General features: G+C 63.8%; 14 protein-coding genes and 1 pseudogene. 10 read left to right on the top strand and 5 right to left on the bottom strand.

All coding sequences use genetic code 11. The features are described from left to right. Positions 1 to 208: 208 nt before the first annotated feature. Together HAP41_RS25825 and HAP41_RS50560 are read left to right on the top strand one after the other, a co-directional pair. Complete coding sequence (locus HAP41_RS25825) at positions 209 to 370, top strand: DUF2934 domain-containing protein (RefSeq protein WP_166096492.1); 162 nt, start codon at positions 209 to 211, stop codon at positions 368 to 370. A 30-nt stretch (positions 371 to 400) separates the two neighbouring features. Next, positions 401 to 688, top strand: coding sequence for a DUF2934 domain-containing protein (locus HAP41_RS50560; protein WP_166096493.1), 288 nt, complete (start codon positions 401 to 403; stop codon positions 686 to 688). Between the two features lie 400 nt (positions 689 to 1088). Here the strand turns inward: HAP41_RS50560 and HAP41_RS25820 are convergent, their stop codons facing one another. From HAP41_RS25820 to HAP41_RS25810, 3 genes are all read right to left on the bottom strand, one after another. Further along, positions 1089 to 1415, bottom strand: coding sequence for a hypothetical protein (locus HAP41_RS25820; RefSeq protein ID WP_166096494.1), 327 nt, complete (start codon positions 1413 to 1415; stop codon positions 1089 to 1091). Positions 1416 to 1502: 87 nt separating this feature from the next. Then, positions 1503 to 2510 (bottom strand): tyrosine-type recombinase/integrase, encoded by a 1008-nt coding sequence (locus tag HAP41_RS25815; RefSeq protein WP_224580742.1) that lies wholly within the window; start codon positions 2508 to 2510, stop codon positions 1503 to 1505. Positions 2511 to 2851: 341 nt separating this feature from the next. Further along, positions 2852 to 3073 carry an RNA-binding protein gene (locus HAP41_RS25810; RefSeq protein WP_166096495.1) on the bottom strand — a complete coding sequence of 74 codons (222 nt, stop codon included), beginning with the start codon at positions 3071 to 3073 and terminating at the stop codon, positions 2852 to 2854. 957 nt (positions 3074 to 4030) lie between these two features. On the opposite strand from HAP41_RS25810, the gene HAP41_RS25805 reads away from it, so the two are divergent. Further along, complete coding sequence (locus HAP41_RS25805; RefSeq protein ID WP_166096496.1) at positions 4031 to 4222, top strand: hypothetical protein; 192 nt, start codon at positions 4031 to 4033, stop codon at positions 4220 to 4222. Between the two features lie 65 nt (positions 4223 to 4287). Here the strand turns inward: HAP41_RS25805 and HAP41_RS25800 are convergent, their stop codons facing one another. Then, positions 4288 to 5469 (bottom strand): OpgC domain-containing protein, encoded by a 1182-nt coding sequence (locus HAP41_RS25800; RefSeq protein ID WP_063983449.1) that lies wholly within the window; start codon positions 5467 to 5469, stop codon positions 4288 to 4290. Positions 5470 to 5728: 259 nt separating this feature from the next. On the opposite strand from HAP41_RS25800, the gene HAP41_RS25795 reads away from it, so the two are divergent. The 3 genes from HAP41_RS25795 to HAP41_RS25785 all read left to right on the top strand — a co-directional run bounded on the left by HAP41_RS25795 (position 5729) and on the right by HAP41_RS25785 (position 7353). Then, on the top strand, positions 5729 to 6034 hold the full coding sequence (locus HAP41_RS25795) for an ETC complex I subunit (protein ID WP_166096497.1): 306 nt from the start codon (positions 5729 to 5731) through the stop codon (positions 6032 to 6034). 309 nt (positions 6035 to 6343) lie between these two features. Further along, complete coding sequence (locus HAP41_RS25790) at positions 6344 to 6835, top strand: Lrp/AsnC family transcriptional regulator (RefSeq protein WP_135213563.1); 492 nt, start codon at positions 6344 to 6346, stop codon at positions 6833 to 6835. Between the two features lie 269 nt (positions 6836 to 7104). Beyond that, positions 7105 to 7353, top strand: a complete 249-nt coding sequence (locus tag HAP41_RS25785; RefSeq protein ID WP_321576684.1) for a DUF3551 domain-containing protein — start codon at positions 7105 to 7107, stop codon at positions 7351 to 7353. A gap of 91 nt (positions 7354 to 7444) precedes the next feature. On the opposite strand, the gene HAP41_RS25780 is transcribed toward HAP41_RS25785, so the two are convergent. Next, positions 7445 to 8473: an AraC family transcriptional regulator gene (locus tag HAP41_RS25780; RefSeq protein WP_166096498.1), complete on the bottom strand. Its 1029-nt coding sequence runs from the start codon at positions 8471 to 8473 to the stop codon at positions 7445 to 7447. Positions 8474 to 8620: 147 nt separating this feature from the next. Between HAP41_RS25780 and HAP41_RS25775 the strand changes: the two genes are divergently transcribed. The 4 genes and pseudogenes from HAP41_RS25775 to HAP41_RS25760 all read left to right on the top strand — a co-directional run bounded on the left by HAP41_RS25775 (position 8621) and on the right by HAP41_RS25760 (position 14291). Further along, complete coding sequence (locus HAP41_RS25775; protein ID WP_283018864.1) at positions 8621 to 9748, top strand: isovaleryl-CoA dehydrogenase; 1128 nt, start codon at positions 8621 to 8623, stop codon at positions 9746 to 9748. Between the two features lie 24 nt (positions 9749 to 9772). Beyond that, a complete protein-coding gene (locus HAP41_RS25770; protein ID WP_166096500.1) occupies positions 9773 to 11377 on the top strand; it encodes a carboxyl transferase domain-containing protein in 1605 nt (534 codons plus the stop codon). 4 nt (positions 11378 to 11381) lie between these two features. Next, complete coding sequence (locus HAP41_RS25765) at positions 11382 to 13385, top strand: acetyl/propionyl/methylcrotonyl-CoA carboxylase subunit alpha (protein ID WP_166096501.1); 2004 nt, start codon at positions 11382 to 11384, stop codon at positions 13383 to 13385. Position 13386: 1 nt separating this feature from the next. Continuing rightward, a pseudogene (locus HAP41_RS25760) lies at positions 13387 to 14291 on the top strand (hydroxymethylglutaryl-CoA lyase). The last annotated feature ends 81 nt before the right edge of the window (positions 14292 to 14372 follow it).

Raw genomic sequence — 14372 nt, 5'->3', positions numbered from 1 at the left:
GTGGCGAAGCAACCGTTTGCTTGTTTGCTGCTCCGGACGTGCGGCGATGGTTAAGGTGGTTATCGCTGCGATCAGTTATGTCTTTGACTAGAGTGGCGCACCTTCCGGGAATCTGGAACTCCCCATCGTCAATCGAGTTACTTCGGCAGCCAACACGCCCCCCTAGTAGCTCCAACATCGAGGGCGGTGCACTAACGAGGGTGACATCATGCCCCAAGTAGATTCAGACGAGATACGCGCCCGCGCCTACAAGCTTTGGGAGGAAGCCGGGAAGCCTGAAGGTCGTATAGATGAGTTCTGGTACGAGGCGGAGCAACAATTGAAAGAAGAACGAATCCGCCACGAGCTTAAGACACCGGACACTCTTTGACGTTCGTGGCGTTCTGTGTGGGCTGGGTAGATGGATCAGCTATCCGAACTGCGACGGCTTGAGCATCAGCTCGTATTGGCCCAACGGGCTATCTCGCTTATCTCCGACGGGGCGACCGTAGAGCGTCTCGAAGCATTCGCCCGGGAGATCAGCGATAGGCTCCGCAGACTGAAAGCCGCAAGCTTGGTGGAGGAGACGAGACGGCGGGCGTACAAGCTTTGGGAGAACGCCGGGCGCCCGGAGGGCAGGGACCTTGAATTCTGGTTGCGTGCAGAGCGCGAGGCAGCGGCCGCGGTTGCTTCAAATCTCACGCGGTAGCTCCGTTAGGGCTCGATGCACGGCCCACAAATCAACTCGCTATGCCCCGTCGGAGGCAGAGAACGGGCAACGTACATCGCTCTGATCTTACCTGCGGCAGTACAATTGATATTCCGATACCGCGCTTTCGAAATCGCTTTGAGCTGAACGCAGCCTGCGAAACTCGGAAGAGCAATCGTCCGCTCCGTCACTTGAATTCAGGCAGCGAGTGTAGCGCCTCAGATAGTTCTCAATATCGCTGAGAGCGGAATTATAGGACGAGATCGCCGAGTTGCAGTCGGCCTTGGCCGGCTTAACAGACGTGCAGATCACAGCGGCTGCTGCAAGCATGATTGTCAGAGATCTAATCTGGCGCCATCGAAGACTTCGGCTGGGGTCACGAAGGACTGAGCACATCGACTCAAGCCCCCGCCGGTCCTTGGGCAACATCGATCACGTGCCGATCTCCACCGACCGTGATCACGATCGTATAACTTTTCTGAGCTCCACCCTGGTCGGTCGGAGGCGCGATATGCAGTTGACCGCCGTACCATTCACCCGGCATCAGGGTGTTGTCTTTGATCACAGATTGCTCAAGGACGGCCATATTGCGCTGACCGGTCTCCACGGTTGCCGCAATCATCGCATCGTTCTGCGCGGCGGCATTGCCTTGAGCGATTGCAGCGGCGGTCGGGCTGTAGAATGTGCCAGTCCGGCCGCTTGGCATCATGTGGGAGAGCCCGGCCAAACCGGTGCCGCTCGACGCTGGCGACCCCGAAGACGAGGAATCGCCCGTCGAGGAGTTTCCATGGAATGGCGCCTCGAGCGCTGGTGGTCATCTGCGGACCTGAGGACGTCGAGTGTAAGCGTAGCTCTGCGGCCCTTTTGAATGGCGCTTGACGCCTATTTTGTTCGCGTGGCGCGTCGCCGCGGCTTCCTTGTGTCGGACAACGCGTTGACGGCGGCTTCGAGTGCCTTCCGGTCGACGACGTTGGGATCGAACTTCGCGGCGCTTCTTCACCCGATTTTTGGGGATGTGGTACTGTGGTTCTTCGCCGGTGAAGCCCACCAATTCCGGAATGAGCAGGCCCGCCGACTGACCTGGCCGGACCATGGTTGCCAGAATGAACCGCAAGGCGAGCGCAATCGGCCGGCCGGCCGGCAGCTCTGGATCATCTAAGCCCCACCACAGGGTCCGAATCTCCTCATCGTTGAGGATGCGCTCGCGTGGCGTTTCCTGGTAGCGCCGGCGCATATCCGCAACGGGATTGGTCGGGACGTGCTTGCGGCCCGGCTCCTTCGCCCAGGAAAACAGCGTGTGCAGGACTGACTGCGTTCGGTTCGCCCCCACGGGTGCGGTCGCGCCGATCTCCTCGAGGAGCTCCGCCACGTCGTCGTCAGTGATTTCGGCCGCGATTCGCCGCTTCCACTTCGCTCGGGGCTTTTTGAGGTAACCGTCATCGTTCTTCCAGGATGATTTCCGGACCTTCCCGTATTGGTCCAGGTAGAGTTGGGCGAGCTCATCGAATGTCAGCCGGTCCCGCTTGGGGCGATTCGCTCGCTTCTCCGCGGCCGGGTCCGCTCCATTAGCTATGTTCCCGAGCAGGATCTTGGCTTGCGTTCGGGCGCCCTCAGGGGCCAGCTTGCCGACGGGGGCCACGGTGTAGCGCCGTACTGGCGCTCCACGGCCGGTCCCGGCCCGGTAAACGATGATGAACGACTTGGCGCCGGTGGGACGGACCCGCACACCGAAGCCGGGGAGCTTTGCGTCCCACACCGTGTATTCAGATGCCTCCTTTTCGAGGCCGTCGACCAGGGTCTTTGTGATGGTTTGACCGCTCATTTGCCCTCCGGGAAGCACGGGGGAAGCACCGCGGTGCCAATCACAGCAGGCGAGGGATAGCGGTAGGTTATGGCCTGAGAGGTTTTCCTAGCGGGCTTAGGGCCCTTGATGGTGCCCGAGGGCGGGTGAGGGACTAGCTGATATGTTTTGGGTACTGCAGGTCGTTGGTTCGAATCCAGCTGCCCCGACCAGTCCCGAGGTTGAAGCTCCTTCAATTCTCTCGATATTGCGCCGCGCTCATCCCGCTGCCGCTGCCGACCGTCAGGTCAGCGGGGCGATCTCCGCGAAATTACGTCCGATGCAACTTGGGCGTGCGTCGGCGTGCCGGCGGCGTTTCGATTTCAGAACCACAGCCAATCGACCAGGCGCCAGGCGATCCAGGCGAGGGCGCAGATCCAGCCCAGCATTGCGATCCCGGCGACGCCAAGCCCGCACAGCGCGAACAGCGAACTTTCAGTCTCCGGTGTGCCCGAGAGTTTCTCGGTCGTATCGATTTGACTCACTGCATCCCCTTGGCTTGCGGCCTGCTGTTCGTTGGTCTCTGCTCGCTCGTGAAAATTCACCGGCCGCGCTCCAGCTCACACGGTCGTGAGGCGAGATGACCGTCCGTACATCGCGCGGGCATGGATCGCAGCCACGCAGCTTCCCCGGACAGACGGGAAGAACCTGCAACTCATGGCGCGGTGATTGGTTGCGACTGCAAAGGCGGGAACTGCACGGCCGCCGCGACAGACCGACAACGCGCAGGGCATCTCAGCCGGCGCGATTGCGGGGGATGGGCAGGCGGGCCTATGGCGACCGGAAGCGCGCGCGAACCTTGCTTGAAGCCTTGCCTGAAGCCTTGGCGCTTGTTCTTCACCCAACGCGACTTCTGCGCGATTTTTCAAGGCATTGCGCCGGCCGGCCCGACGCAGAATTCGCAAAATTGCTTCGAACCTTTGGCTGTCGCCATAGACATATGAGCATTGGGGATTTCAGCGCCCAATGCCTAAACGGACGCCGCCAAGCGATGATATTCCGCTTGAGCGGCGTCGCGCTATTCCGGGGATCAGTTCGTCGCGTACCAGCCGAGCGGAAACGGCAGGAACGGCCACGCCAGATGATTGTCGTTGGCCGCCTTCGGCGGTTCAGAGACAGATGTCTTGACTGCCTTGACACGCGGCGCAGGCGGCACCGAGCACACCGCCAGGCGCAAACGTCCACATTGCATATTCATTGTGGTGCCCCAGTCAGCAAGTCATTTGAAAAATGAAAATCAGTTCGCAATTGCCACGCGTCCGAAACGGCGCGCTCATTCTCAAATTGTGCACGCATCATAGAAAGATCGGCGCCGGCTTTCAACGGGTCTTGGCGGGTACCCACGAGGGGTAAGGTTGACCGGTTAGGTTAAGGCCGAGTGGTTGTTGCGGCCGCATTCCTGGCTGATATCAGGTCGGCAAGGCTCGCGATGGGCTGCCTGCAATCGGTGGTCACACAGGTCACAGTTCGTCGCGGCGCTCATATCTTGTGAGTTTTGCGTCATGTCTTTCGATCGCAACGTCCGAACCGTCCATCCGCAGTCGAGCTGGACCGAGATCTGGCACCTCTGGACCGTGATCGTGCCGCGCCGCTCGATCAACGGGCAGATCGTCTATGGAAAGGTCTGGCGCCGCCACGACGGCCGCGACTGGATCTACAAGAAGTTCACCGAGTACGACAGCGAAGCGGCCTGAGCCGGCTCCGCTGCCGCTACTAGAAGCTAGCACCCCGTTCCGATTTCATCGGAACGGAAATGGCTCTAGGCGGCCTTTGCGGGCGAGGCGGCGGCCGCAGGTTTGGGCGGCGGCGGCTTCAACGGCTTGTCCTGCTTTTTCGACCAGGAAATGTAATAGGCCACCGTCGTCATGATCGCGATGCCGGCGATGCTGACGAAGATCTGCGCGAACAGCGAGCCCGAGCTCATCGACAGCTCGAAATGGCCGACGAAGGACAGGAACACGCCGACGCAGAACACGGCGAGCGACTGCTGGCCGCAGACGATCAAGGGATCGAACACCTTCCACTCCAGACCAGGCCAGTCCTTCGGCACGAAGCGGATCACCAGGATCACGATCACGACGAAATGGAGGAAGCGGTAGGGCGCGAGATTGGTCTTGTCGTTGGGGTTGAAGGCCGAGAACAGCCATCCCGGGAACATGCCGCCGAGGGTGGGGAAGCGGCCGGCCATGGTCATGACCAGCGCGAAGGCGAGATAGCCGAGGCAAAGCCACAGCGTGATCGGCGAATTGATCACGGCTCCCGAACGCCGGGCGCCGCCCATCGCGCACCAGGCGCCGAACACGAACAGCACCTGCCAGGCATACGGGTTGAAGTACCACTGGCCGGCCGGATAGGCGGTCAGGTTCAGGCCGTAATGGCGGGCGGCGAGCCACAGCACGATGGACAGCGCCATCGTCAGGTCGGGCTTGCGCAGCATGAACCACAGCACCGGCGGAAACAGCCCCATCAGCACGATGTAGAGCGGCAGCACGTCGAGATTGAGCGGCTTGAAGCGCAGGAACAGGCCCTGGCGCAGCGTCTCGGTGGCGTTGTCGACGAGGCCGGCGACGTTGAACTCGTTGATCATGTCAGAGTCGCCGAAGCGCAGCGCCAGATAGCTGATCGAGGCGATGTAGATCACGAACAGGATGATGTGGGCGACGTAGAGCTGCCAGACCCGCTTGGTCAGCCTCGTGGCGCCGACGATGAAGCCGCGCTCGAGCATCATTCGCGCATAGACGAAGGAAGCGGTGTAGCCGGAGATGAAGACGAACAGGTCGGCGGCGTCGGAAAAGCCGTAGTTGCGGGTGGTGATCCAGTTCACCACGTTGTCGGGGATATGGTCGAGGAAGATCGCCCAGTTCGCGATGCCGCGAAACAGGTCGAGCCTGAGGTCACGGCCCTTTTCGGGAAGCGTGGCGTTGATGTTCAGGAAGGCCATGCGACGGAAGCTTTCGGAGGGGGCGGATACGCTGGTGTCGGCGAGACAGGGCCGCCGGGCGGGATCCCGGCGCGGAAGGCGGGTACGCAATTGTCACGGTGCAGCATAATGACTATACCCGTCGGCAACGCACCCCCGGGGGGACCGGAATCACCGATCAGTTCCCAAAAGGTGTCTCTATACTATGCCCGCGGTTTCCACCAACTGCTACCGTGACGCATCGAAATCGAACGAAAAGACCAAGAGGCCCGGACCACCCATGACCGCACGCATTTTCAAGCCCGCCAAGAACGCGATGCAATCCGGCCGGTCCAAGACCAAGGAATGGCAGCTGGATTACGAGCCGGAGCAGCCGCGTTCGGTCGAGCCGCTGATGGGATGGATCTCGTCCGGCGACATGAAGCAGCAGATCACGCTGCGCTTCCACAGCAAGGAAGAGGCGGTCGCCTATTGTGAGCGCAAGGGTATCGCCTACCAGGTGATCGAGCCGCAGGATTCGATCCGCCGCCCGGTCGCCTATGCCGACAATTTCTCGTTCCGGCGCGGCGAGCCCTGGACGCATTGAGGGGCGGCTCGCTGCTACGACTTCATACGACGTGATTTACGCGTCAGGCCCGGGCCTTGTCCCGCCTGCGCGGCCGAAGCCGCTTCGGCGAGGCGAAGGCCCGGACATCGACGTCTTTGGGGCCGAGTGAAAGAGCGCGGATGGCCGCGACAAGCCCTGGCATGACGGCGGGGTACCCCGCCCGCAGACATGACGTCGCGTCCGATGACCCCGATAGACGGACAGCTATTGCGCCGCGCTGCCGCCACTTGGCAGCGATTCCGCCGCGTGCTTCGCTGACGTCATGATGGGATCATGGCGAGGTGGGGGATGGCCGGGCGTGACCAGCTCGACGGCGTCGATCTGAAGATCTTATCCGAGCTGCAGCAGGACGGTCGGGTGCGCAACAACGAGCTGGCACTGCGGGTCGGCGTGTCCGCGCCCAATTGCCTGCGGCGGCTGAAACTGCTGTTCAGCCGCGGCGTGATCCGGGCGGTCCGCGCCGTCATCGACGAGCGGTTGCTCGGCTATGAGGTGGTTTCGTTCGTCTCGATCCAGCTCGTGAGCCAGGCCCAGCCGGTGCTGGAGGCGTTCGAGAGCTCGATTGCCGCGATCCCGCGCATCCAGCAGTGCTGGCGGATTTCAGGCGACACCGACTACCTGCTGAAATGCGTCGCGCCGAACGTCGAGAGCATGCGCCAGCAGCTGCTGCATTTCGCCGCGATGCCTGATGTGAAGAACGTCCGCAGCTTTCCGGTGCTGGGCGTCGCGAAGGATGTGCCGCTGCCGTTACAGGATGTAGTGGCGGCACCCGTCGGATAGGCGTACAAGTCTCTCTACTGAAATTCCGAAGTCGGGGCGTTTGCGCGCGGTGCGGTCGATTCGGATAGTTATAATAGCTTAGTAACTCACCTAACTGTGACATGTGATTTAGGCAGGACTGCAATGCGCGCAACCGTGATTGTCGGCATCTTTGCGCTGCCTAGATGCAGGGTGTGAACCTCGGCCTGCGTCGCACGCCGGGGATGCTTTTGTGGGACCCTAAGCAGGAAAAGACATCATGACATCGACTTCGAAGACGATCGCAGCCTCTGCTGTTTGCGTCTGCGTTTTTTGTTCTGTCGGCGCCGGCTGCGAAGGCCGACGATTATTGCATCACCAACGGCGCCCAGGCCGCTCACGGCTGCGGCTATCCGACGATGGAAGCCTGCCGTCAGGCGGCCGGTGGCATCGGCGGCACGTGCTCGCAGGCCGGCGGCGCCAAGACTAGCAACGATGCGCTCGCCTTCCAGCCGAAGCAGACGAAGCAGCCCAAGGCTCGCCAGGGCGCGCAGAACTAACGCCTGAGATCGCGACCTGATCCGAGAGATTGCGTCCTCCGAGAGTGATCTCGGAGGACGTCAATTTATGACAAGCAGGTGACGCCGCGCCTCAGCGATAGCGCTCGCGAAACTCGCGCGGGGAGGCGCCGGTCCAGGTGCGGAAGGCGCGCGAAAAACTCTTCTCGTTGCGGAAGCCGGCGATCTCCGCGATCCGCTTGATGGGCGCCCGGCCGCGCATCAGCTCCTGCTTGGCGAGCTCGAACTTTGCCTCTTCCTTGAGATCGCGTAGCGAGGTCGCTTCCTCGCGCAAGCGCCGATGCATGGTGCGGGTGGAGAGCGCCAGCTCGCTTGCGACATCCTCGGCGCCGAGAATGCGTCCGCGTGCATTGCGCAGCACGCGGCGGACGCGCTCGACCAGCAGCCGGTCGCGCCGGTAGGGCAGCACGGTGAGCCGCAGCGCGCCCTTGAGCATGCTGTCGAGATCGGCGGGGCTGCGGGTCAGCGGCAGAGAGAGATAATGTTTGTCGAAGACGATGCGGGCGCCGTCCGCATCAAAGCTCAAATGCCTGCAGAAGATCGTCGGATAGACCGAGACGTGGCCCGGCTCGGAATAGGGAAACTCGGCCGCACGCAGCGCGATCGCGGAATCGACGGCCCAGCAGGAAAAGCCGAGGACATAGCGGAGCAGGGTGACCAGGCAGAATTCACGCAACGGGCCAAGGTCGCGCTGCTCGCGAATGGAGATGGTCGCGGTCTCATCACCAAGCGAGAGCTTGAACAGCACGTCCTCGGTCAGTAGGCGATGATGCCGGCACCAGCGTTTTAGCGCGACTTCGAGATTGGGGGCCGTGATCGAGGCGCGGCACAGCATGCCATAGGTTCCCCAAGGCAGCCGGCGCGAGAACCAGCCGAGCGCCTCGTCGTCGAGCTCGCGCATGGCGTGGCCGGCCAGCGCCTCGAACTGGGCCGCCGTCACCCGTCCGTCCCGGGATCGAACAAGGTCCTCGGCGACCTGCCCCTTGCCTAGCGCTTCCGCTGGATCCCGTCCGTAAACGGCATAAGCGGCAACCACGCCGCGGACGAAGGCGGCTGGGGTCATGGCGCGGCGGGGCGTCGCGGTCGCGGCTTGAAAGGGCATGAAAAATCCTCGCCAAACTTGGCGGAAAATGCAACCTTTTCGACCGCTGGGACGCCCGGGCGGGGGTAGGTTCGGACCCGACAAGAATACGGAGGAATCGCCTTGAACATCCCGAGCATCGATTTCGATCTGGGCGAAGACATCAGCATGCTGCGCGACACGCTGCGCGCCTTCGTGGAGGCGGAGATCGCCCCGCGCGCAGCCGAGATCGAGAAGGCCAATCTGTTCCCGGCCGACCTTTGGAAGCGCTTTGGCGACCTCGGCCTGCTCGGCATGACCGCGCCGGAGCAATATGGCGGCTCCAGCATGGGCTATCTCGCCCATATCGTCGCCATGGAGGAGATTTCGCGGGGCTCGGCCGCCGTCGGGCTGTCCTACGGCGCCCATTCCAACCTCTGCGTCAACCAGATCCGCCGCAACGGCAACGACGCTCAGCGCGCGCGCTATCTGCCAAAACTGATCTCCGGCGAATATGTCGGCGCGCTCGCGATGTCCGAGCCCGGCGCGGGCTCCGACGTCGTTTCGATGAAGCTGCGCGCCGACAAGCGCGGCGACCGCTACGTGCTCAACGGCTCGAAGATGTGGATCACCAATGGCGGCGACGCCGACGTGCTGGTCGTCTATGCCAAGACCGATCCGGAGGCGGGCCCGCGCGGCATGACCGCCTTCCTGATCGAAAAGGGCTTCAAGGGTTTCACCCACGGCCAGCATCTCGACAAGCTCGGCATGCGCGGCTCCAACACCTATCCGCTGTTCTTCGACGAGTGCGAGGTGCCCGAGGAGAACGTGCTCGGCAAGATCGGCGAGGGCGTCAAGGTGCTGATGTCCGGCCTCGATTACGAGCGCACGGTGCTGTCGGGCGGCCCGCTCGGCATCATGGCGGCCTGCATGGACGCCGTGGTGCCCTACATGCATGAGCGCAAGCAGTTCGGCCAGCCGATCGGCGACTTCCAGCTGATGCAGGGCAAGCTCGCCGACATGTATGCGACCTGGCAGTCGGCGCGCGCCTATGTCTATGCGGTCGGGCGCGCCTGCGACCGGGCCGACCACGCCCGCACGCTGCGCAAGGATGCAGCCGCCGCGATCCTCTATTCCGCGGAGAAGGCGACGTGGATGGCGGGCGAGGCGATCCAGGCGCTGGGCGGCGTCGGTTATACCTCCGAATTTCCGGTCGGACGTCTCTGGCGCGACGCAAAACTCTACGAGATCGGCGCCGGCACCTCGGAGGTGCGTCGCATGCTGATCGGCCGCGAGCTGATGTCAGAGACGGCCTGAAACCTTCACCTCATTGGAATCAACATGCCGCTCCATTCCAGCATCGATACGTCTTCATCAGACTTTGCGCGCAATTCCGAGGCCATGCGCGGGCTTGTCGCGGACTTGCGTGAAAAACTGAGCCAGGTCGCCGGCGGCGGCGGCGAGGTCTCGCGCAACCGTCACACCTCGCGCGGCAAGATGCTGGCGCGCGAGCGCGTCGACCTGCTGGTCGATCCCGGCACCTCGTTCATGGAGCTGTCGCCGCTGGCGGCGTACGGCCTCTATGGCGGTGACGTGCATTCGGCGAGCGTCATCACCGGCGTCGGGCGCATCTCGGGCCGCGAATGCGTGATCGTCGCCAACGACGCCACCATCAAGGGCGGCACTTACTATCCGATGACGGTGAAGAAGCATCTGCGCGCGCAGGACGTGGCGCGGCAGAACAATCTTCCCTGCGTCTACATGGTCGATTCCGGCGGCGCCTTCCTGCCGCTTCAGGACGAAATCTTTCCGGACGAGCGCCATTTCGGCCGCATCTTCTACAACCAGGCCCAGATGTCGTCGCAGGGCATCCCGCAGATCGCGATCGTGATGGGCTCCTGCACCGCCGGCGGCGCCTATGTCCCCGCGATGTCGGACGAGAGCATCATCGTCCGCAACCAGGGCACCATCTTTCTCGGAGGCCCGCCGCTGGTGAAGGCCGCGACCGGCGAGGTGGTGAGTGCCGAGGAGCTCGGCGGCGCCGACGTGCATTCGCGGCAATCGGGGGTGACCGACCACTACGCCCAGAACGACGCCCATGCGATCGGCATCGCCCGGCGCATCGTCAGCACGCTGAAGCCGTCGGTGCGGCCGAACCTCAACATGCACAAGCCGCGCGATCCGCTGTTTGCGGCGGAAGAGATCTACGGCGTGGTGCCCGTCGACGGCCGAAAGCCGTTTGACGTGCGCGATATCATCGCCCGCATCGTCGACGGCTCGGAGTTCGACGAGTTCAAAAAACTCTACGGCACGACGCTGGTGTGCGGCTTCGCCCATGTCTGGGGCCATCCGGTCGGCATCATCGCCAACAACGGCATTCTCTTCAGCGAGAGCTCGCTGAAGGGGGCGCATTTCATCGAGTTGTGCTGCCAGCGCGGCATTCCCCTGGTGTTCCTGCAGAACATCACGGGCTTCATGGTCGGCAAGAAGTACGAGGCCGGCGGCATCGCGCGTGACGGAGCCAAGCTCGTCACGGCGGTGGCGACCGCCTCGGTGCCAAAATTCACCGTCGTGATCGGCGGCTCCTACGGCGCCGGCAATTACGGCATGTGCGGCCGCGCCTATTCGCCGCGCTTCCTCTGGATGTGGCCGAACGCGCGCATCTCGGTGATGGGCGGCGAGCAAGCCTCGATGGTGCTGAGCCAGGTCCGGCGCGACAACATCGAGGCCAAGGGCGATAGCTGGTCGAAGGAAGAGGAAGACAAGTTCCGCGAGCCTATCCGCGCGCAATATGAGAGCCAGGGACATCCGTATTACGCGACCGCCCGCCTGTGGGACGACGGCGTGATCGACCCGGCCGACACGCGCCTCGTGCTCGGCCTCGGCCTTTCCGCGGCGTCGAATGCGCCGATCGAGCCTACCAAATTCGGCCTGTTCAGGATGTGATGCGATGGACCGTTCAATGCTCTACCGGCGTTTTCGCACGCTCCTGATCGCCAACCGCGGCGAGATCGCCTGCCGCGTCATCCGCACCGCGCGAGCCATGGGCCTGCGCACGGTCGCGGTCTATTCCGAGGCCGACCGCGACGCGATGCATGTCGCGCTCGCGGATGAAGCCGTGCTGCTCGGTCCGGCGCGGGCGCGCGACAGCTACCTCAGTGCCGAGCGGCTGATCGAGGCCGCGCGCAAGACCGGCGCCGAGGCCGTGCATCCCGGCTACGGCTTCCTGTCCGAAAATGCCGAGTTCGCGCGGGCGTGCCTGGAGGCGGGCCTGGTGTTCGTCGGCCCGACCGCCGCGATGATGACGGCGATGGGCTCGAAGTCCGGCTCCAAGGCGCTGATGGAGAAGGCCGGCGTGCCGCTGGTGCCCGGCTATCACGGCGAGGCCCAGGACGATGCGACGCTTTCGAAGGCCGCGGACAAGATCGGCTTTCCCATCCTGGTGAAGGCGTCCGCCGGCGGCGGCGGCCGCGGCATGCGCATCGTTCGCTCGGCGGATGAGCTTGGACCGGCGATTGTCAGCGCCAAGCGCGAGGCCAAGGCCGCGTTCGGCGACGACCGCATGCTGATCGAAAAATATGTCGACAATCCCCGTCACATCGAGGTGCAGATCATCGGCGACAGCCACGGCAATCTGCTGTCGCTGTTCGAGCGCGAATGCACGCTGCAGCGCCGGCACCAGAAGGTGATCGAGGAGGCGCCGTCGCCGACGCTCAATCCCGCCCAGCGCGAGACCGTCTGCGCCGCCGCGCGAAAGGCGGCCGGAGCCGTGAACTATGTCGGCGCCGGCACGATCGAGTTCGTCTCCGACGGCAAGGACGTGTTCTTCATCGAGATGAACACGCGTCTTCAGGTCGAGCATCCCGTGACCGAGCTGATCACCGGCATCGATCTGGTCGAGTGGCAGCTGCGCGTCGCCTTCGGCGAGGCACTGCCGCTGAAGCAGGACGAGCTCCGGCTCAATGGCCATGCGGTCGAGGCGCGCGTCTACGCGGAAAACCCGACCAAGAACTTCATGCCGTCGGTCGGGAGGATCTCGACCTGGCGCTTGCCGGCGGAAACGGGCGGCCTGCGCATCGACGCCGGCTATCGCGAAGGCGATACGGTCTCGCCCTATTACGATGCGATGCTCGCAAAAATGATCGCGTGGGCGCCGACGCGGGACGTCGCGATCGAACGGCTGAACCGCGGGCTGCAAGACTCCGACGTCCGCGGCATCGTCACCAACATCCCGTTCCTGTCGGCGCTGATGACGCATCCGAAGGTGCGGACCAATGCGATCGATACCGGCTTCATCGAGCGTGAGCTGGCGGGCTTGACGCAGGCCTCGCCGGCGCCCGGCGAGCTCGAGCTGTGCGCTGCAGTCGCCGCTGTTATCAACGACGAGCGGCAGGCCGCGCAAGACGAGGCGAGTTCGCCCTGGCAGACCTTTGGCTGGATGCCGGTCGGTCGCCGCCAGCGCAACTTTGCCTTCCGCGTCGGCCATGGACCTGAGCAGAAGATCACGCTGAACTACGGCAGCGGTCCGTCGACGCTGGTGATCGGCGACCGCGAGTTGGCGTTCACGATCGCGCCGCGTGACGGCGGCTTCGATCTGACGCTCGATGGCGTCAAGTCCTCGGTCGCCGCCGTGATCGACGGTCATGAGCTGTATTTGCGCACACGCAACGGCCGCTTCGACCTGCATTGGGTCGATCCGTTCGGCGGCGAGAGCGAAGAGCATGTCGGAGAGGACAAGATCGCGGCGCCGCTGCCGGGCACCGTCGTCGCCGTGCTGGCCGAGGAGGGCGACAAGCTCGACAAGGGCGCGCCGATCCTCACCCTGGAAGTGATGAAGATGGAGCAGACGCTGCGCGCGCCCTACGCCGGCGTGCTGAAATCAATCAAATGCAAGGTCGGAGACATCGTCCAAGAGGGCGTCGAGCTCGCCGTGGTCGAGCCATCGGGAGAGTGAGATGAGCGATCCCGTCCGCATCATCGAAATGGGGCCGCGCGACGGCCTCCAGAACGAGAAGACGCCCGTCAGCGTCGAGGCCCGCATCGCCTTCATCGAGGCGCTCGTCACCGCTGGCCTCACCACGGTCGAGGTCGGCGCCTTCGTCTCGCCCAAGGCGATCCCGCAAATGGCGAGCTCGGACGCCGTGCTGCGCGGCGTCCGCCACGTCAAGGGTGCCGAATTCCACGTGCTGGTGCCGAACGAGAAGGGCTATGACGCCGCGCGCACTGCCGGCGCGCAAGTCGTCTCCGTGTTCGCGGCGGCCTCGGAAGGGTTTTCGCGCGCCAATATCAACTGCACGGTCGCGGAGTCCATCGAGCGCTTCAAGCCGGTGCTGGCGCGCGCCAAGGCTGATGGCGTCAGAGTCCGCGGCTATATCTCCTGCGTGCTGGGCTGTCCGTTCGACGGCGAGATCAAGCCAAAGGCGGTCGCCGATCTCGCCAACACGCTGTGGGAGCTCGGCTGCTACGAGATCTCGCTCGGCGACACCATCGGTGTCGGCACGCCTGATAAGGCATGCTGCGCGCGGTTAGCGCCAATATCCCGCCAACAAAACTCGCGATGCATTTCCACGACACCTACGGCCAGGCGCTCGCCAATCTCTATGCCGGCCTGGAGGAGGGCGTCCGCGTCATCGATTCCGCCGCCGGCGGCCTCGGCGGCTGCCCCTATGCGCCGGGCGCGACGGGCAATGTCGCGACCGAGGACGTGGTCTACATGCTCGAAGGCATGGGCGTCAGGACCGGTGTCGACATGGACAAGCTGCTGGCGGCCACGAACGAGATGAGCGGCGTGCTGGGCAAGCCGCCTGTGAGCCGCGTAGCCTCCGCGCTGAACGCGAAGAAGAAGCGGGCTGCCTCCTAGCTTCGTATGGTGGGCAAAGGCGCGTAGCGCCGTGCCCACCATCTCTCCGCGACCGAATTTGCGAATGGTGGGCACGCTTCC

This window comes from Bradyrhizobium barranii subsp. apii, assembly GCF_011516635.5.
Taxonomy (GTDB): Bacteria; Pseudomonadota; Alphaproteobacteria; order Rhizobiales; family Xanthobacteraceae; genus Bradyrhizobium; species Bradyrhizobium barranii.
This window is presented reverse-complemented; position numbering and strand designations above follow the sequence as displayed.

Coding starts and splice junctions, on each gene's coding strand:
- HAP41_RS25780 (WP_166096498.1), bottom strand. CDS start 8,473: ATGCCCTTTCAAGCCGCGACCGCGACGCCCCGCCGCGCCATGACCCCA.
- HAP41_RS25775 (WP_283018864.1), top strand. CDS start 8,621: ATGCTGCGCGACACGCTGCGCGCCTTCGTGGAGGCGGAGATCGCCCCG.
- HAP41_RS25790 (WP_135213563.1), top strand. CDS start 6,344: ATGGCCGGGCGTGACCAGCTCGACGGCGTCGATCTGAAGATCTTATCC.
- HAP41_RS25800 (WP_063983449.1), bottom strand. CDS start 5,469: ATGGCCTTCCTGAACATCAACGCCACGCTTCCCGAAAAGGGCCGTGAC.
- HAP41_RS50560 (WP_166096493.1), top strand. CDS start 401: ATGGATCAGCTATCCGAACTGCGACGGCTTGAGCATCAGCTCGTATTG.
- HAP41_RS25825 (WP_166096492.1), top strand. CDS start 209: ATGCCCCAAGTAGATTCAGACGAGATACGCGCCCGCGCCTACAAGCTT.
- HAP41_RS25805 (WP_166096496.1), top strand. CDS start 4,031: ATGTCTTTCGATCGCAACGTCCGAACCGTCCATCCGCAGTCGAGCTGG.
- HAP41_RS25815 (WP_224580742.1), bottom strand. CDS start 2,510: ATGAGCGGTCAAACCATCACAAAGACCCTGGTCGACGGCCTCGAAAAG.
- HAP41_RS25765 (WP_166096501.1), top strand. CDS start 11,382: ATGGACCGTTCAATGCTCTACCGGCGTTTTCGCACGCTCCTGATCGCC.
- HAP41_RS25795 (WP_166096497.1), top strand. CDS start 5,729: ATGACCGCACGCATTTTCAAGCCCGCCAAGAACGCGATGCAATCCGGC.
- HAP41_RS25770 (WP_166096500.1), top strand. CDS start 9,773: ATGCCGCTCCATTCCAGCATCGATACGTCTTCATCAGACTTTGCGCGC.